Origin of the sequence: Actinomadura viridis (assembly GCF_015751755.1) — a bacterium.
GTDB classification, from domain to species: domain Bacteria; phylum Actinomycetota; class Actinomycetes; order Streptosporangiales; family Streptosporangiaceae; genus Spirillospora; species Spirillospora viridis.
The window spans coordinates 1235684-1252634 of sequence record NZ_JADOUA010000001.1 but is presented as its reverse complement, the minus strand read 5'-3'; the positions used below and the strand labels follow the sequence as shown (position 1 = coordinate 1252634).

The window sequence follows — 16951 nt, the reverse complement described above, 5'->3', positions numbered from 1 at the left end:
GCTGGGTGTGAGCCCTGATCACGCCACGTCCCTACCAGCCCCATGCCCAAAACCGTCCCGGAGGCTTCCGTGACCACCCTTCGCCCTCGTCCCCGTCGCCGTCCTGGCTCTGCCTTCTCGTCCCGCCCCGTTCCGCTGGGTCGTCCCGCCTCGTCCTGGGCGTCCCCGGCCGTCCCACCGGTCACCCTCCGCTGGGACGACCTCCGAGCCCTGCACATCGCCCGCTGCGAGCGCTGCGCCGACTCCTACGCCTCGGCCTTCGCCGGTGAGGCGGAGGAGTGGGCGCAGGGGCACCGGTGTGACGCCGAACTGGCCGCCCTGCTCGACCTGGTGACCTCCGGGCGGGCGGCGTGACCCGCCGGGTCCTGGGCGCGGTCGCCGACTCCGGCCCGGTCCTGGTCCTGGCCGTGATCGCGGCTGCGGGGTCGTTCACCCACATCCGCGACACCGCGACCGAACACGGCCAGACCGGATGGATGGCCTGGGCCATCGCCGTCTGCATCGACCTCACCTGCGTCATGGCCGCCGGAGAACGCCAGCGCGACAAGCGGACCGGACGCCGAACGGGGCGGCTGTCGTGGCCGACGCTGGTCCTGGTCGGCGGAATCCTGCTGTCCCTGGCCGCCAACCTCGCCCAAGCCGACCCGACCGTCTGGGGGTGGATCACCGCCGGCACCCCCGCCGGAGCCTTCCTGGTCGCCGTCTCCATGCTGGAGCGCCGCAAGACCGGCGGCGCTCCGGCGGGCCTGTCGGCTGCCCCGTCCTCGGATGTCCCGGATGTGATGACAGCGCCTCCGTCCTTCGGGCGCCCTGAGGCTGAACCGTCCCCGTCCTCGGTACCGGCGGTTCAGAACGGGCCTCGTTCCAAACTGGCCGCGCCCGTCCCCGCTGCGCCGGACGAGAACCAGGACCGGGACGGCGACGAGGACGAGGGCGGACAGACCACGATCCCCGTCCCCGAGCAGGACGACCCGTCCCCGACCGCGCCCCCGTCTCCGGCCTCGGCTCCGGCGGTGCCGCTGGTGGCATTCGCCCGCCGCGTCGCCAACGAACACCAGGACCGGCACGGGCGGCCGATCACCCGTGACGCGCTACGCGCCCGGCTCGGGGTCTCCAACCAACTCGCCTCCGACCTCCTCCGCCAGATCCGCACCGAAACGACCGGACACCCGAACCAGGAAGGCCAGGCCGCGTGATGGACACCCCCGCATCGCCACAGGCCGACACCCCTGAGCGCCCGGTCCTGGTCCCGCCGGTGGCGGGGTGGGCGTGTTGCCACTGCGGCACCACCGGCCTGACCGGAGAAGGCGACACCTGCCCCCACTGCGACGGCACCGGCCACACCTGACCCGAACGGAGACCCCCGTGTTCCTGCGCCGCTGCACCGCCATCGCCTGCTGCCTGGTCCTGGCCCTCTACGTCCTGCGCCACCCCACCGGGGCCGCTCGCTCGGTGACCGCCGTCCTGGGCGGGCTGGCCGCCCTCGCCGACGCCCTGGCCGCCTTCTTCACCGCCCTCTAACCCACCACCCCGTCCCCCGGACCTGGCCGCACAAGCCGCCAGCACCCGCGCCACGTCCGGGACCTGACCGGTCCGTTCTCGACGAGGGGAGACCTGCCCGCCGTGCCCGAACACGCCGCCCCGCCCGTGGTGACTCCGGCCGCCGCCCGTGACATGGCCGCCCGCATCAACCGGCGCGACTTTGCCCGGTGGGCCGCCCGAACCCGCGCCATGGGCGGCTGCGCCCAACCGATCCACCTACGCGGACGGGTCGAACACCTGGACCCCCTCACCGGCGAACTCCTGCACCGCTACACCACCGCCCGCGAACCCGGCGGGGTCCTGCGGGTGGCGTGCAAGACACGGCGCGCGTCCCGCTGCCCCTCCTGCGCCGAGACCTACCGCGCCGACACCTACCAACTCGTCCGCGCCGGACTGACCGGCGGCAAAGGCGTCCCCAGCTCGGTGGCATCGCATCCGGCCGCGTTCGTCACCCTCACCGCCCCCTCGTTCGGCACCGTCCACGCCCGACGGGAGAAGCCCGGCGGGGCGGTGGCGCCCTGCCACCCCCGGCGCAACGCGGGCACCTGCCCGCACGGACGGGCAATGTCGTGCACCGTCCGGCACTCGGCCGATGACGGGCGCCTCGGGGAACCACTGTGCCCCGACTGCTACGACCACACCGGCTCCGTCCTCTTCAACGCCCTCGCCCCCGAACTCTGGCGACGCTTCACCATGGCCCTGCGGCGGCGGATCGCCAAAGCCGCCGGCCTCTCCCTCCGCCAGCTCGGCGACACCCTCACCCTCTCCTTCGCCAAAGTCGCCGAATACCAGCGGCGCGGCGTCGTCCACTTCCACGCCGTCATCCGACTCGACGGACCCACCGGACCCGACTCACCCCCACCCGCATGGGCCACACACGAGGTCCTGGCCGACGCCGTCCAACAAGGCGCACGCGCCGTTACCGTCCCAACCCCCGCCGCCCCCGGCCTCCCCTCCCGTTCGCTGGCCTGGGGTCCGCAAGTCGACTTGCGACCGATCACGACCACGGGGGAACTGACCGATCGGGCCGTGGCGGGCTACATCGCCAAATACGCCACCAAGGCCGCCGAATGCGTCGGCACCCTCGACCGGCGCATCCGCGCCACCGACGACATCGGGACCCTCCCCGTCACCGCACACGCCCGACGACTCATCGCCGAATGCCTCCGCCTGGGGGCTCTGCCGGAGCTGGCGGAACTACGGCTGGCCGACTGGGCACACATGCTCGGCTTCCGCGGCCACTTCTCCACCAAATCCCGCCGCTACTCCACCACCCTCGGCGCCCTGCGTGAGGCACGGATCCTCCACAACCAGCGCGAACACGAGATCACCACGGGGCGGCTGCCGCTCACCGACGAGGACCAGGTCCTCGTCGTAGCCCACTGGCGCTACCTCGGCCAAGGACTCACCCCCGGCGAAGCACTCCTCACCGCAGCAATCACCGGCACACCACTACCACCCCTCAACCCGAACGCCACCGAGCAAGGGAGCACGGCTTGAACGAACTCGTCCTCACCGTCGACGAGGCCGCCGAACGGCTCCGCGTGAGCCGCTGGACCCTCTACAACCTCATCCGCTCCAACCAGCTCCGCACGGTCAAGATCGGCCGTCGCCGACTCGTCCCCGTCAACGCCCTCGCCGAATACCTGGACCTACTTGCCGAGGAGGCCGCCTAATGTCCAAGGGTGCATCCCCCGACGATCTCCAAGGGGCGAGGAAGCGTAAGAGCCGTGGGCGGGGCCGGGCGAACGGGGAAGGCTCGATCTTCCCCTACCGCAACGGCTTCGCCGCGTACGTCTGGGTGACCACCCCTGACGGCCAGCGGAAGCGCAAATGGGCCTACGGGAAGACCCGCACGGAAACCCACGAGAAATGGCTCAAGCTCCACGCCGCCGCCAAGCAAGGGCCGGTCGCCACCAAGTCGCCGACCTTGGCCGGCTACCTGTCGTACTGGCTGCGCGAGGTGGTTGATCCCAACCTGGCACCGGCTACCGCCGCCAACTACGACATGTTCGTACGGCTCTACATCGTCCCTGAACTCGGTAGGAAGCGGCTGGACAAGCTGACCGTTCAGGACGTCCGCACGTGGCTCAACGGGCTACGTGAGCGCTGCCAGTGCTGCGCTCAAGGCAAGGACGAACGCAGAACCAGGAGCGATCAACGCTGCTGCGCCATCGGGGACTGCTGCGAGCAACTGGCGTCGGACCGCACGATCCGGGACGCCTGGACGGTCCTGCGGGCGGCCCTGAACAACGCCGTCCGTGAGGAGATCATCCCCCGCAACGTGGCCGGGCTCCTGCGCGTGCCCAAGCCTCGGCGCCGCAAGGTCAAGCCCTGGTCGGTCGACGAGGCCCGCCAGTTCCTGGAGTCGGCCCGCAAGCGGCGGGATCCGCTCTACCCGGCGTTCGTGCTCATCCTCGTCCTGGGCCTGCGGCGCGGGGAGATGCTCGGGCTCCGCTGGGACGACGTCGACCTGGACAAGGCCGAGCTGACGGTGGGCTGGCAGATCCAGCGCATCCGGGGCCAGCTCCTGCACCGGGAGACCAAGACCGAATCCTCGGACGCCGTCCTCCCTCTGCCGGACATCTGCGTCACCGCGCTCAGTGAGCGGGAGAAGGACCAGGCGGCAGCGCGGGATAGGGCCGAGGAGCCTTGGCCGGACCTCGGGCTGGTGTTCACCACCCGGAACGGGCAGCCGATCGAGCCTCGCAACTTCAACCGCAGCTTCGTCACCGCGTGCGAGAAGGCAGGGGTGCCGCAGATCCCCGTTCACGCCACCCGGAAGACCTGCGCCTCGCTCCTGGTGGCCATGGACGTGCATCCGCGCGTGGCGATGCAGATCCTCCGGCACAGCCAGATCTCGGTCACGATGAACGTCTACAGCGAAGTCTCGGCGGAAGCGACGAGGAAGGCGCTCAAGCGGCTCGGCAAGAGTCTGGGCTCGTAGCTGTACTTCACTGCTGTACGGCACCAAAAAAGGCCGGTTCCCGCGACGGGGACCGGCCTTTGACCTGGGTGGAGCTGAGGGGATTTGAACCCCTGACCCCCTCGATGCGAACGAGGTGCGCTACCGGACTGCGCTACAGCCCCAAGGACTCCGCTAGGTTAGCAAACTCTTGAGGGTGCTCGCGCCTGGGTTACTCGCCGACGGCCCGGCGGTCGTCGGCGTACTGGTCGAAGACCTCTTCCTCGACCGGCAGTTCGATGATCTCGGCGCGGGCCTGTTCCTCGGCGGCCGCCCTGCGGGCGGCGAGGGCCTTGGCTCGGGCGCGGGCGGCGGCGGCGTGTTCGAGGCGGCGGGTGGCGTCGATGCCGGCGGCCACGCGGAGCAGGGCGAGGTGGCAGACCATCAGGACGACCGGCGGCGCGATGATCCACCAGGGGGCGTAGCCGGGGGCGGCGACGCCGGCTGAGGTGGCCACCAGGAGCGTCAGGCCGGCCGTACGGCGGCGGCGGCGGGCGATGACGGCGGCGCGGCCGGGACGGCGCCGCGCGGGCTCGGGCGGCGCCTCGGGCTCGGGCGCGGCGTCGGGCGCGTGTTCGTCGGCCTCGGTGACCTCCTCCTCGGGTGCGCGCTTGTGGAGGAGCCTCGAGATGCCGGTGGACTCGGAGTCGCGGCGCAGCCACATGGGGACGAGGACGACGGCCCATACGGCGACGATGGCCAGGTAAAGGACGGCACTGCTCACCGGCCCACCGCCGGGGCCAAGGGCGGCCCGGCTTTCGGCGCGCGCACGTGCATTGGGAGCAGGGTCACGCCCCGCACGGTACGAGCCGGTGTCAGAGGTTGACGAGTATAAGGGGCGGTGTGTCGCGAGATCGATCCCGGGGTTACTCTCCGTTTGCCAGGGCTTCTCGATCGCAGGATTCTTACGGGAGAAACTCAGCCCCGGTCCAAGGTCACGAAGGGGATCGGGGAAATGCCTGCTTGCGGGTGGCGAGCCAGCGTGAGCGCAGGCCACCGGGGACGTCCTCGACGGTGAGGGCGTAGCAGATGTGATCGCGCCAGGCGCCGTCGATGTGCAGATGCCGGCGGCGAATTCCCTCTTCCCGGAATCCGAGTTTTTCCACCACCCGGCGGCTGGCCGCGTTCTCCGGGCGAATATTCGCCTCCAAGCGGTGCAGGCCGACGGTGAAGAAACAGTGGTCCACGGCGAGGGCGACGGCGGTGGGGATCACGCCGCGGCCGGCGACCTGGCGGTCGACCCAGTAGCCGATCTGGGCGGACCGGGCGGAGCCCCAGACGATCGCGCCGATGGTCAGCTGGCCGACGAAGTCGTCGTTGTAGGTGACCACCCAGGGCAGCGCCAGCCCCTGGCGGGCCTCGTGCCGCATGCTGTGGACCATGCCGAGGTACGGGCCCAGGCCGCTGCGGAACAGGGGCGTCTCGGGGTTGGTGGGCTCCCAGGGGCGCAGCCAGTCGGCGTTGCGGACCCTCAGGTCGCGCCAGGTCGAAGCGTCCCGGTGCCGCAGCGGGCGCAGCCCGACCGGGCCTTCGGTCAAGGTGACCGGCCAACCCCGCATCCGTTCCACGGCTCCATGATTCCCTGGTCGAGCGTCCGGACGCATCAATTGTCCCCGACGATCGCGCCGGGACGCGGAGCCGGGGTCAGGAACGGCGGCGGGCGGCCCATTCGCGGATCTTGGCGATGCGCTTGCGGATGTCCTCGGCGGACGCCTGGGCGATGGGCGGGCCGCCGCAGGTACGGCGCAGCTCGTTGTGGATGACGCCGTGCGGCTGGCCGGTGCGGTGGTTCCAGGCGCCGACCAGGCCCTGCAGCTCCTTGCGCAGGGTGTGGAGGTCCTCGGCGGCGGTACGGTCGGCGCGCGGGTCGCCGGTCTTGCGCTTGCGTTCGGCGGCGACCTGCTGGGCCTGGTGCTTGCGCAGCAGCGCGGTCACCTGCTCGGGCTCCAGCAGGCCCGGGATGCCGAGGAACTCCTCCTCCTCGGCCGATCCGGGCTGGGCCTGCATGCCGAACTCGCCGCCGTCGTAGAGCACGCGGTCGAAGGTGGCGGACGCCTCGACCGTCTCGAACGGCAGCTCCTCCCCCACGTCGGGGTTGTCGCGCTCCCGGTTGGCCTCGGCCAGCAGGTCGTCGTCCAGGCCGTCCTCGCGGACCGGGCGGTCCAGGACGTGGTCGCGCTCGGTCTCCATCTCGGCGGCGTGCCCCATCAGGGTGGGCACCGAGGGCAGGAACACCGACGCGGTCTCGCCGCGCTTGCGGGCCCGGACGAAACGGCCGATGGCCTGGGCGAAGAAGAGCGGCGTGCTGGTGGACGTGGCGTACACGCCGACGGCCAGCCGGGGGATGTCCACGCCCTCCGACACCATCCGGACCGCGACCATCCAGCGGTCGTCGGTGTCGCTGAACTGTTTGATCTTCTTGCTCGCGGTGGGGTCGTCCGACAGGACGACGGTGGCGCCCTGCCCGGTCACGGCCCGCAGCATCTTGGCGTACGCGCGGGCCGCCTCGTGGTCGGTGGCGATCACCAGGCCCGCGGCGTCGGGGATCGCGCGGCGCAGCTCGGTGAGCCGGCGGTCGGCGGCGGCGATGACCTGCTTGATCCAGTCGCCCTTGGGGTCGAGCGCGGCCCGCCACGCCTGGGAGGTCTGGTCCTGGGTGAGCGGCTCGCCCAGGGTGGCGGTGATCTCGTCGCCGGCCCGGGTGCGCCAGCGCATCTCCCCCGCGTAGGCGAGGAAGATGACCGGCCGGACGACGCCGTCGGCGAGGGCGGGGCCGTAGCCGTAGGTGTAGTCGGCGCGGCTCCGGCGGATGCCGTCGGGGCCCTCCTCGTACTGGACGAAGGGGATCGGGTTGATGTCGGTCCGGAACGGCGTCCCCGACAGCGACAGCCGCCGGGCGGCGGGCTCGAACGCCTCGCGCACCGCGTCGCCCCAGGAGAGGCCGTCGCCGGCGTGGTGGACCTCGTCGAAGATCACCAGGGTCTTGCGGGCCTCGGTGCGGTTGCGGTGCAGGGCGGGCCGGGCCGCGACCGTCGCGTAGGTCACCGCGATGCCGTGGAAGTCCTTGCCGACGCGGCCCTGGGCGTTCTGGAACTCGGGGTCGATGCGGATGCCGACGCGGGCCGCCGACTCGGCCCACTGCCGCTTGAGGTGCTCGGTGGGGCAGATCACGGTGATCGCGGCGACGATCCGGCGGTCGAGCAGCTCCCTGGCCAGCCGGAGCGCGAACGTGGTCTTGCCCGCGCCGGGCGTCGCGACCGTGAGGAAGTCGCGCGGCCCCGGCCGGGACCCGTCGCTGCCGAAGTACGCCTCCAGCGCCTGCTGCTGCCAGGCGCGCAGGGACGAGGCCGTCCCCCAGGCGGCCCGCTCGGGGAAGGCGGGGGGCATGTTCGATGCGGCGAAGGTGCTCACGGTCATCGAAGGCTACCGAGCCCCACCGACAGATCGCGCCTCGCCATACCCATCGGCGGCGTCCGGCACATGGTGCGCGCGCGTCCGGTAGGCCGCCCAGGAGACGCGAACGCGCAGGCCCTGACCGGCCGTGAACTCCCGCATGCAGCGGTCCCAGGCGTAGTTCATGAAGTTGCGCACAGGATCGCGGCCGGATCTCGGGCAGGTGTCCCGGGCCCGGGGGCAGCCGCCCGCGGGCCGCGCCTCGTACGGCGTGTCGGCCACCCCGTCACCGGGTGGCCGGCAGCCGTTCTCGAACGTGTGGAACAGCCCGAGCCAGTGCCCGACCTCGTGCACCGCCGTGAACCCGCGGCCGAACCTCCTGAACGCGCCGCCCGGCAGCGTCCGGTAGTCGATCACGACGCCGTCGCCCGCCGGGTCCGCCCGGTACCACTGGGGGAAGGTGGAGAACCCCAGCACGGCCTTTCCCACCGCCGCGGTGTAAAGGTTGAGCGTCTCGCTCCCTCCCTTGCGCAGTGCCCCTTTCATCTGGCGTTCGTGACGGACCGGGTCACGGAACCAGGCCCGCCTAGGCCACGTCCGGTAACCCGCCAGCCGGAAGGCGACCCTGGTGTCGGCACCGCCCAGCCTGCCGCCGTACGCCCGGTTGAGGGTGGCGATCTGCGCGCGCGCCGCGGATCGCGGCACCCGGCCCCTGGCGCCGTCCGAGATGACATGGAACCAGACGGGTACGACAGTGCGGCCGGCCCGCCGACGGGTCGCGTCCAGTTCCCGCTCGTCTCCGGTCCCGTACCGGGAGCGCAGGGTCGCCCGCAGGTCGGCCAGCATGTCCCTGACCTGACCGGGGCTCGGGTCGTGCGGGCCCCGCCGTCCGGGCCGCCGCGGTGCGGGCGCCTCACGGCCCGGTGCGGGGGCGGATGCCGGCGTGCCCGTACGGAGGGCGCCCGTGCCGTACGGCAGGTCGTCACAAGGCGGCTCCGGCGCTTCGGGGGACTCGGGCGCGTGGACCTCAAGGGGCTCTGGGACCTCGGGAGGCTTGGGGGGCTCGGGGGCCTCGGCGGAGGCGGCACGGCCGGGGCCGAGGGGACGTCCCGGCGCCCCTTCGCCACGCTTCGCACCCGGGAAGGCGCACAGAGTGACCGACAGTGCGCACAAAGAGGCCACCATGACCCGCCCCATGAGAGATTCCCCCGAATTTCAGAACGTCACGACGCGTGGTCGTCCATGCCCCGCCACCGGCCGATCATGTACCTGGCCGCGCGACGCGGCGCGGGCACGTGCCGGACGGCACGCGAGCCCGGCGCGCCCGCGCGTCGCGACGCCGGAGACCGGGACGTCCTGGCGGCGCGGGGGCTCGCCGGGCTCAGCGGGCGGACGTCACTTCTTGCCGCCGCCGTCGCCGTCGCCGCCTCCGGACTTCATCGACTCGTAGATCTTCTTGCACTCCGGGCAGACGGGGTACTTCTTCGGGTCCCGGTTGGGTACCCACACCTTGCCGCACAGCGCGATCACGGGCGTGCCGGTGACGGCGCTCTCGGTGATCTTCGCCTTCTTCACGTAGTGGGCGAACCGCTCGTGATCGCCGTCGCCGTGCGAGAGATCCGGCCGGGTATCGCTCTCGGGAAGGATCTTGGTGCTCACATGGCCTCCTCGCCCCAGCGGCACGAGGGCCGCGTCCGCATGGCTGCTGTCGTCATCGGCGTGCCACCGGAGGGCCGCCGGTGTGCTCCGCCCACGCCCCACACCTTAGTTCAGCGCCGGCACACGTCAGTTCAGCGTCGGATCCTCGGGGAACGTGGAGACGAAGGCCAGATCCCCGCCCTGCCGGCGCAGGACCTCCTGCCAGAGGCGCTCGGGGTCGCCGGCGAACACGTCCCCGGCCTCGGCCGGCACCAGGTACCAGGCGCCCTCCTCGATCTCCGAGCGCAGCTGGCCCGCCGACCAGCCCGCGTATCCGGCGAACACCCGCAGCTGCAGCAGCTCGGGCGCCAGCAGCGCGGGCGGCGCGTCCAGGTCGACCAGCCCGACGCGGGAGACCTCCGAGCCGCCGTCCAGGGCCCGCCAGCCCAGCGGCTCGTCCTCGCCGGGCAGCCGCGCCAGCGCGAGCGCGTTGTCGAGCGCCACCGGACCGCCCTGGAAGACGACCGACGGCCCGGTCACCAGCTCGGCCCACGGCGGCAGCACCCGGTCCACGGGAACCTCGGTCGGCCGGTTGAGGACAACACCCAGGGTGCCGCCCTCCAGGTCGTGCTCCACCACCAGGACGACGCTGCGCTTGAAGTTGGGGTCGTCCAGCTGGGGAGTCGCGACCAGCAGTAGCCCGACCCTGATGCCGTCTTCCATGGGATCCATGATGCGTTGCCGAGGCCCTCGGCGGCACGTCCCCCCAGTCGTTAGCCTGTTACGCGTTCCCCTCGTCCGGGGATACAAGAACAATACGGTCCCGGGTCAATAATGATCTAGGAAAGCGACCGCGCGCGGGTGCGGACCGGCGGGCGGCCAGCCGGGAGGAACGCGATGCAGTTGCCCAGGGTCGTCATCGCGGCCGTGTTCTTCGTCATCGGGGCTCTGTTGGCCATCCCCCTCATCTGGGACGCGTGGTTCGCGCCCGAGGCCAACAGTGCCACGAGGAGCGCCACGACCTCGCCCACCCCCACCACTCCCACGCCGACCGGCCCGACCCCCACCCGGACCGGCCAGAGCCCGTCCCCCACCCCCACCCCCACACGCGCGTCACCGACCCGTTCGTCCTCGCCGTCGCCGACCCCGACCCGCACGACCACGCGGCCTCCGGCGCAGCCGCTGCGGGTGACCATCGGATCGGTCCAGTGCCCCGGCCGCACGGTACGGGTCACGGTGCACAACACCGGCTCCGCGACCGAGGACTACGCGATCGAGAAGAACGACGACAGCGGCGCGGCGCCGGGACGGATCGAGCGCGGGGCCACCCGCACCAGCACCGTCACGCTGCGCGAGGACCGCCGTACCCGCATCCAGGTCACCTGGAAGAACGTTCCGGTCAGGAGCAGGACCCTGACCGCCGACTGCCGCAAGGCGTCGCCGGCGCCGGCCCCCACGGGCGAGGACCAGCTGCCGCGCACCGGGTCCGACAGCACGGTGCTGTGGGCGCGGGGAGCGACCGGGGCGGCGGCGATGGTGACCGGCGTGATCATCTTCTGGTACGGCGGGATCTGGCCGCGCCGGCGCGAGCAGGTCTTCGCCAGGAAGGGCGCCGACTGAGCCGGCGCCGGCCGGGCCGGCGCCCCGCCCCCTGACCCCGCACGGGCGGACCGCGGGCGACCAGGGGGCGGAACCGCGCCGGACCTCGATATCGCGATCCAGACGTCGGTAGCGCGTTCCAGACGTCGGTACCGCGATCGGACCTCGGTACCGCGATCAGACCTCGGTGCGGGGCCGGCCGCCGGCCGCCTCGCGCACCGCGCCCGCCACCCGCGGGACCACGTCGGCGTGGAAGACGCTCGGGATGATGTAGTTGGGGCCCAGCTCCTCGTCGGCCACGACCCCGGCGAGGGCGGTCGCGGCGGCCACCAGCATGGCGTCGGTGACGGCGCTGGCCTGCGCGTCCAGCAGGCCGCGGAAGACGGCCGGGAAGGCCAGCACGTTGTTGATCTGGTTGGGGTAGTCGCTGCGGCCGGTGGCCACGACGGCGGCGTGCTCGCGGGCCTCGTCGGGCGAGACCTCCGGCTCGGGGTTGGCGAGCGCGAACACGATGGCGTCGTCGTTCATCGTGGCGATGTCGTCGCCGGTGAGGATGCCGGGCGCGGACACCCCGATGAACACGTCGGCGTCCTTGACCGCGCCGCGCAGGTCGCCCGCGTACCCCTCGGCGTTGGTGTGGTCGGCGATCCAGCGCAGCGAGTCGTCCAGGTCGTCGCGGCCCTTGTGGACGGCGCCCTTGTAGTCGCACACGACGACGTTCGCCGCGCCGGCGTGCAGCAGCAGCCGCAGGATCGCGCTGCCGGCCGCGCCCGCGCCCGCCATCGCGATGCGCACGGCGCCGATGTCCTTGCCGACGACGCGCAGCGCGTTGGTCAGCGCGGCCAGCACGCAGATCGCGGTGCCGTGCTGGTCGTCGTGGAAGACCGGGATGTCCAGCAGCTCGCGCAGCCGGGCCTCGACCTCGAAGCAGCGCGGCGCGGAGATGTCCTCCAGGTTGATGCCGCCGAACGCGGGCGCCAGGATCTGCACGGTCCGCACGATCTCGTCGGTGTCCTGGGTGTCCAGGCAGATCGGCCAGGCGTCGATGCCCGCGAACCGCTTGAACAGGGCCGCCTTGCCCTCCATCACGGGCAGCGCCGCCTCGGGGCCGATGTTGCCCAGGCCCAGCACCGCCGAGCCGTCGGTCACGACCGCGACGCTGTTGCGCTTGATGGTCAGCCGGCGGACGTCCTCGGGGTTGCGGGCGATCGCCAGCGAGACCCGGGCGACGCCGGGCGTGTACGCCATGGAGAGCTCGTCACGGGTGCGCAGCGGCACCTTGGACTGCATCTCGATCTTGCCGCCGAGGTGCATCAGGAAGGTCCGGTCGCTGACCTTGTGGATCCGGACCGCGTCGATCTTCTCCAGCGCGGTCGCGATGGACTCGGCGTGCTCGGTGTCGCGGGTGGCGATGGTGACGTCGATGCGCAGCGTCTCGTGCCCGGCGGTGTTGACGTCGAGCGCCGTGACGATGCCGCCGGCGTTCTCGACCACGTGCGTGATCTGGCTGACGGCCTTGCCCCCGGCGGGGACCTCCAGCCGGACGGTGATGGAATACGACACGCTGGGCACGCTGGCCACGACTTGCTCCCTCTGCTACGGGTACGTCCTCGCCCCGCCCGGTCGGCCCCGCCCGGTCCACCCCTCACGAGCCGGCCGCCGGGCCGGCTCCGCCGCCGGCTCAGACCGCCTCCGCCGCGGTCACGACCGGTTCCACGACGGCGGGCTCGGGGAGCCGCGTCGTGTCGATCACGAGGTGTGGAGCCGGGGATCGGCGGGATCGGCCCCGTAGAAGTGCTTCACGCAGGCCGCTCGGGCGCGGTCATCGCATCGAGCATACGCTCACCGGCGCGCCGGGACATCAAGGTCGCGCCGGTCGCGCGCACCGACCGGAGAGCGGCCGGGGAGCGGCCGGCGAGCGGCCGGAACGGCTCGGCGAGCCGTCCCGCGCCGTCCCGAGTCGTCGCCGGCCGCTCAGAAGAGGGCGGACTGCAGGCCGCGCCGGGCCTTGCCGACCCTCGGGTCGTCCGGCGGCATGACCTCGAAGAGCGTGAGCAGGTGCTTGCGTACGGCGTCGCGGTCGTCCCCGGCGGTACGGCGGACGGCCGCCACCAGCCGGTCGAAGGCGGCCTCGATCTGCCCGGAGACCAGCTCGATGTCGGACGCCTGGATCTGGGCCTGCACGTCGCCGGGCTCCGCACCGGCCTTCCGCAGGACCTCTCCGGCGTCCAGCGAGCGCACCCGCAGGCTCAGGTCCACCAGCGCCAGCCCGCGCTTGGCGTCGGCGTCCTGCGGGGACTTCTCCAGGGCGCGCTGGAACGCGGCGCGGGCGCCGTCGAGGTCGCCCCGCTGCAGGGCGTCCTCGGCCTCCGCGAAGACCGGGTCGGCCGCCGGCTCCTGCCCCGCCTGGCCCGCCGCGTTCTCGGGAACGTCGCCCTCGGGCAGGATGCCCTCCTTGCGCAGGGCCTCGAAGAGCTGGTCGATGGCCTGCCGCACCTGCGGCTCGGGGGCGGCGCCGTTCAGGAACGGCAGCAGCTGCCCGCCCACGACCGCGGCGACGAACGGGATCCCGCGGACGCCCATCTGCTGCATGTACTGGGCCAGCGCCGGGTTCGCGTCGATGTCGACCTTGGCGAGGATCCAGCTGCCCGCGGCCTCGCCCGCCAGCTTCTCCAGGATCGGGCCGAGCTGCTTGCACGGCCCGCACCACTCGGCCCAGAAGTCGACCAGGACGGGAACGGTGCGCGACCGCTCCACCACCTCGGTGTTGAAGGTCTGGTCGGTGACGTCGACGACGTACGCGCCGCCACCGCCGCCCGCCGCGGCGCCACCGCCACCGCCGCCGTTCGCCTGGCGGTCCTGCTGCTTCTTGGCGGCTGCCTGGCGGGCCCCCAGATCAATGGCCCCGTGCAACGAAAAGTCCCGAGAAGGCATGGGTCCATCCTGCCCCATGAAGGCCCCCGACCGTACGCCCGTCCGCTCCCAGCGGAGCATTCCGTCTCCCCTGCGCCCTCGCGGGGCCGTCCCGCGGCCCGTTCCCGCCACCACGGGACCGGCGCGGCCCGGCTCGCAGGGGCCCGGTCCGCCACCCCGCCCAAGCCGCCGCGGGCCGGACGAGCGGAGCCCAGTACGGGCGGTTCCATCCCTTTTAGGGGGCGCACTCGCAGAAGTGATTAATTGCTGGAATTCCCCCCTTCCCTACAAAGGCAAAGGTTCCCGGCACCCTGGCACGCGACCAGAAAGAAGGCTGACAGCTATCGCCAAGGCTGGTTATAGTCACGATGTCGATGCGTGGAGTGACGGCAAAAGAGGATCGCCCCCGGGCTCACCTGAGTCCGGCCTGAGCGGAGACGCGCCGCGGCGGGGGGAATACCACCGGCGCTCCCTTGGGTCGCCCACCGCGCATTGCGCGACAAGGGGGGTATGACGTGATCGCGGAGCATTCCGCGATCGTGGCCCGAGGGATGGGTGTCCGCCGCGGTGGGCGGTGGCTCCTGCGCCCGGTGGCCTTCGGCATCGCCGAGGGCGTGATCGGCCTGGCCGGTCCACCTGGTGTCGGCAAATCCACTCTATTGGCTACGTTCGCGACATTGCGCCGGCCGCACGCCGGCACGCTGAGAATCCTGGACCATGACATCGGGAAGGGTACCGATCTGCGCGCCGTACGCGCGCGCATCGGATTCCTGCCCGGACGGTTGCGGTGGGCCAAGCACATGACGGCCGAGGAACTGGTCGCCTACGCGGCCTATTACCGGCGGATGCGCCCACCCGCCGTCCGGAACGTCATGAAAAGGCTTGACATCGCCGACGCGCGCCACACCGAGCTGGCACTGCTGCCGCCGGACGTCCGGGTGCGCGCCGGGCTGGCGGCGGCCTGCGTTCACGAGCCCGAGCTGGTGCTGCTCGACGAGCCGCTGGACGCCCTGCACTCCGGCCGCGACACCGCGGACCGGGCCGCGATCGACGAACTCGTCCCGCTGATCCGGGCGCTGGCGCCCACGGTGGTCGTCTCCGCCGCCCGGCCCGAACACCTCACCCCATGGTGCCGGGACGTGTTCGTCCTCGCCCGCGGGCGGCTGGCCGGCCATCCGCCCGCCACCGCCGCGGCCTCCGTCCCCGTGCTGCCCGCTCCCGTTCCGCCTGCTTCCGTCATGCCGCCGCCCGTGACGCCCGTACCCGCCGACCGGGCCGGCTGGCTGGGCTGGGTGGACACGGCGAGCCAGGCGGTTCCCGCGAACGGCCCGGTGCCCGCGGCCGAGGCGGCGCCCGCGGCGGGGTCGGTGCCCACGGCCGAGGCCGTGCGTCCGGCGGAAGCCGTGCACCCGGTAGAAGCGGTGCGCCCGGCCGAGGCGGTGCGCCCGGTGGAAGCGGTGCGCCCGGCGGGGGCGGCGGCCGGCGGCGAACGGTCCGGAACGGTCCAGGCGCCGGTCCCGTCCCGGCGGTCACGGATCCGTGCGGGTCGGCAGCCCGCGGGGAGCGGCGCCGGTGTCTGAGCTGGGGCGGGTGCTCCGGCTCGACGCACGGCGGGCTGCGCTGCTCGTGGCGGTCCCCCTGCTGACCGGCATCGGGATCGTCACGGTCTGGCTGTCGCTGGTTCCCGGCGTGGCCTACTGGGACAACTCCATCGTCGCCCTGATCAACTCCGTCCGGCTGCTCGGCCCGGTGGCCGCGGGCCTGGCGGCGTGGGCGGCGGTACGCGAACGCGGCCTGAACTACCTCCGAGACCTCTCCCCCCGTTCCCCGGCGACCGGGGCGCTGCTGGACCTGCTGCTGCTCGCCGGCGCGGCGGCGCTCGCGTACGCGGCCGTCACCGCCGTGGTGACCGTCGAGACGGTGGTCCGGAACGGGGCGGGCCGCCCGCACCCGCTGGGCGTCCTGGCGGGCCTCACGGCGCTCGTCCTGCACGTGGTCGCCGGGTACCTGGCGGCCCGGGTCGCCCCGCGCCCTGCCACCGCCGTGACCGTCATGGCGGTGGCCTGGCTGTGGGCGGCGGTGCGCGCCCCCGGCGCGTCGTGGTGGAGCCTGCTGCCTCCGGCGGCGCTCGACCACGTGGAACTGTTCACCGGCCTGCGCGCGGGTGTCCTGGCCGACCAGGCGCTGTGGGCGCTCGGCGGCACGGCCGTGCTGATCCTCGCGTACGTGGGGCGGGTGACCCGGCGGGCCGCCGTGGCCGTCCCCCTGGCCGGGGCGCTCGCCGTGACCGCCGTGGCGACGTACCGGCTGGAGTCCTCGGGCGGCGACGCGATCGGGCCGGCGCCGGCCGGACCGGCCTGCCGCGAATGGCCGCTGCGGATCTGCGTGCATCCGGCGCTGCGGTCGGCGCTGCCCGCGCTCATGGCCGAGGCCACACCGCTGGCGACCCGGCTCAGCGGCACCCCCGGCGAGTTCACCCGGGTCGTCCAGCGCCCCGTCACCGAACCGCCCCGGGTCGCCGGGGGCACGGCCGTGATCCATCTCGACGACGAGCTCGCGCCCGGGTACGAGGTACGGGCCGTGCGGCAGATCACGAACGCGCTGGGCGGATCCCGGATCTGCGCCACCTCCCGGTACGCGGACTACCGGGCGCTGGTCGACGCGTGGCTGCTCGGCCGCGAGGCCCCGGCGATCCCGGACGCGCGGACGGCGGACCGGTTCGGGCAGTGGACGGAGGACCAGCGGCGGGAGTGGCTGCGGGTCAACTTCACGCGCTACCGGGACTGCGCGTTGAGCCCCGGGGACTTCCGGCCGGTCGTCGCCCCGGCTCCCGCGGACGCTCCGCGTCCCTCGCCCCGGCCGGTGCTGCCGCGCGACACCCCGGCGTGAGGGGACGAGTCC

Annotated in this window: 18 protein-coding genes and 1 tRNA gene; 9 read left to right on the top strand and 10 right to left on the bottom strand. The window is 72.9% G+C overall.

Annotated features, from left to right (window positions below; genetic code table 11):
* Positions 1–69: 69 nt before the first annotated feature.
* The 6 genes from IW256_RS05500 to IW256_RS05475 all read left to right on the top strand — a co-directional run bounded on the left by IW256_RS05500 (position 70) and on the right by IW256_RS05475 (position 4489).
* Complete coding sequence (locus IW256_RS05500) at positions 70–354, top strand: hypothetical protein (protein WP_197009917.1); 285 nt, start codon at positions 70–72, stop codon at positions 352–354.
* Positions 351–1196, top strand: coding sequence for a DUF2637 domain-containing protein (locus IW256_RS05495; RefSeq protein WP_197009916.1), 846 nt, complete (start codon positions 351–353; stop codon positions 1194–1196). Before IW256_RS05500 ends, IW256_RS05495 begins: the two co-directional genes overlap by 4 nt.
* Positions 1197–1365: 169 nt before the next feature.
* Positions 1366–1521, top strand: a complete 156-nt coding sequence (locus IW256_RS05490; RefSeq protein WP_197009915.1) for a hypothetical protein — start codon at positions 1366–1368, stop codon at positions 1519–1521.
* A gap of 153 nt (positions 1522–1674) precedes the next feature.
* The gene (locus IW256_RS05485; RefSeq protein ID WP_197016109.1) at positions 1675–3042 is read left to right on the top strand and encodes a replication initiator; all 1368 of its coding nucleotides are present in this window, start codon (positions 1675–1677) and stop codon (positions 3040–3042) included.
* Entirely contained in the window at positions 3039–3218 is a 180-nt protein-coding gene (locus tag IW256_RS05480) for a helix-turn-helix domain-containing protein (RefSeq protein ID WP_197009914.1), read from the top strand. The genes IW256_RS05485 and IW256_RS05480 overlap by 4 nt, the downstream gene beginning before the upstream one ends.
* Entirely contained in the window at positions 3218–4489 is a 1272-nt protein-coding gene (locus IW256_RS05475) for a tyrosine-type recombinase/integrase (protein WP_197009913.1), read from the top strand. The genes IW256_RS05480 and IW256_RS05475 overlap by 1 nt, the downstream gene beginning before the upstream one ends.
* 69 nt (positions 4490–4558) lie before the next feature.
* Here IW256_RS05475 and IW256_RS05470 read toward each other — a convergent pair.
* The 8 genes from IW256_RS05470 to IW256_RS05435 all read right to left on the bottom strand — a co-directional run bounded on the left by IW256_RS05470 (position 4559) and on the right by IW256_RS05435 (position 10734).
* Positions 4559–4632: transfer RNA gene (locus IW256_RS05470), tRNA-Ala, on the bottom strand.
* A gap of 47 nt (positions 4633–4679) precedes the next feature.
* Positions 4680–5231, bottom strand: a complete 552-nt coding sequence (gene sepX, locus IW256_RS05465) for a divisome protein SepX/GlpR (RefSeq protein WP_197009912.1) — start codon at positions 5229–5231, stop codon at positions 4680–4682.
* A 211-nt stretch (positions 5232–5442) separates the two neighbouring features.
* Positions 5443–6066, bottom strand: a complete 624-nt coding sequence (locus IW256_RS05460; protein WP_197009911.1) for a GNAT family N-acetyltransferase — start codon at positions 6064–6066, stop codon at positions 5443–5445.
* A gap of 85 nt (positions 6067–6151) precedes the next feature.
* The gene (locus tag IW256_RS05455; RefSeq protein ID WP_197016108.1) at positions 6152–7894 is read right to left on the bottom strand and encodes a DEAD/DEAH box helicase; all 1743 of its coding nucleotides are present in this window, start codon (positions 7892–7894) and stop codon (positions 6152–6154) included.
* A 36-nt stretch (positions 7895–7930) separates the two neighbouring features.
* Complete coding sequence (locus IW256_RS05450) at positions 7931–8746, bottom strand: zinc metalloprotease (RefSeq protein WP_197009910.1); 816 nt, start codon at positions 8744–8746, stop codon at positions 7931–7933.
* 549 nt (positions 8747–9295) lie between these two features.
* Complete coding sequence (locus IW256_RS05445; RefSeq protein WP_197009909.1) at positions 9296–9559, bottom strand: DUF3039 domain-containing protein; 264 nt, start codon at positions 9557–9559, stop codon at positions 9296–9298.
* A gap of 126 nt (positions 9560–9685) precedes the next feature.
* Positions 9686–10261: a YqgE/AlgH family protein gene (locus IW256_RS05440; protein ID WP_197009908.1), complete on the bottom strand. Its 576-nt coding sequence runs from the start codon at positions 10259–10261 to the stop codon at positions 9686–9688.
* Positions 10262–10377: 116 nt separating this feature from the next.
* Positions 10378–10734 carry a hypothetical protein gene (locus tag IW256_RS05435; protein WP_197009907.1) on the bottom strand — a complete coding sequence of 119 codons (357 nt, stop codon included), beginning with the start codon at positions 10732–10734 and terminating at the stop codon, positions 10378–10380.
* Between IW256_RS05435 and IW256_RS05430 the strand changes: the two genes are divergently transcribed.
* Positions 10727–11158: a hypothetical protein gene (locus IW256_RS05430; protein WP_197009906.1), complete on the top strand. Its 432-nt coding sequence runs from the start codon at positions 10727–10729 to the stop codon at positions 11156–11158. The genes IW256_RS05435 and IW256_RS05430 overlap by 8 nt on opposite strands.
* A gap of 156 nt (positions 11159–11314) precedes the next feature.
* Here the strand turns inward: IW256_RS05430 and IW256_RS05425 are convergent, their stop codons facing one another.
* On the bottom strand, positions 11315–12718 hold the full coding sequence (locus IW256_RS05425; protein WP_197009905.1) for an NAD-dependent malic enzyme: 1404 nt from the start codon (positions 12716–12718) through the stop codon (positions 11315–11317).
* A 393-nt stretch (positions 12719–13111) separates the two neighbouring features.
* Positions 13112–14050, bottom strand: a complete 939-nt coding sequence (locus tag IW256_RS05420; RefSeq protein ID WP_197009904.1) for a tetratricopeptide repeat protein — start codon at positions 14048–14050, stop codon at positions 13112–13114.
* Between the two features lie 515 nt (positions 14051–14565).
* Between IW256_RS05420 and IW256_RS40850 the strand changes: the two genes are divergently transcribed.
* Entirely contained in the window at positions 14566–15630 is a 1065-nt protein-coding gene (locus tag IW256_RS40850; RefSeq protein WP_307828742.1) for an ATP-binding cassette domain-containing protein, read from the top strand.
* Complete coding sequence (locus IW256_RS05410) at positions 15623–16939, top strand: hypothetical protein (RefSeq protein ID WP_197009903.1); 1317 nt, start codon at positions 15623–15625, stop codon at positions 16937–16939. Before IW256_RS40850 ends, IW256_RS05410 begins: the two co-directional genes overlap by 8 nt.
* The last annotated feature ends 12 nt before the right edge of the window (positions 16940–16951 follow it).

What these genes read in the sequence shown, in the direction of transcription:
- IW256_RS05485 (WP_197016109.1), top strand. Translation starts at nt 1,675, where the DNA reads ATGGCCGCCCGCATCAACCGGCGCGACTTTGCCCGGTGGGCCGCCCGA.
- IW256_RS05475 (WP_197009913.1), top strand. Translation starts at nt 3,218, where the DNA reads ATGTCCAAGGGTGCATCCCCCGACGATCTCCAAGGGGCGAGGAAGCGT.
- IW256_RS05460 (WP_197009911.1), bottom strand. Translation starts at nt 6,066, where the DNA reads ATGCGGGGTTGGCCGGTCACCTTGACCGAAGGCCCGGTCGGGCTGCGC.
- IW256_RS05455 (WP_197016108.1), bottom strand. Translation starts at nt 7,894, where the DNA reads ATGCCCCCCGCCTTCCCCGAGCGGGCCGCCTGGGGGACGGCCTCGTCC.
- IW256_RS05450 (WP_197009910.1), bottom strand. Translation starts at nt 8,746, where the DNA reads ATGCTGGCCGACCTGCGGGCGACCCTGCGCTCCCGGTACGGGACCGGA.
- IW256_RS05440 (WP_197009908.1), bottom strand. Translation starts at nt 10,261, where the DNA reads ATGGAAGACGGCATCAGGGTCGGGCTACTGCTGGTCGCGACTCCCCAG.
- IW256_RS05435 (WP_197009907.1), bottom strand. Translation starts at nt 10,734, where the DNA reads ATGGTCACCCGCAGCGGCTGCGCCGGAGGCCGCGTGGTCGTGCGGGTC.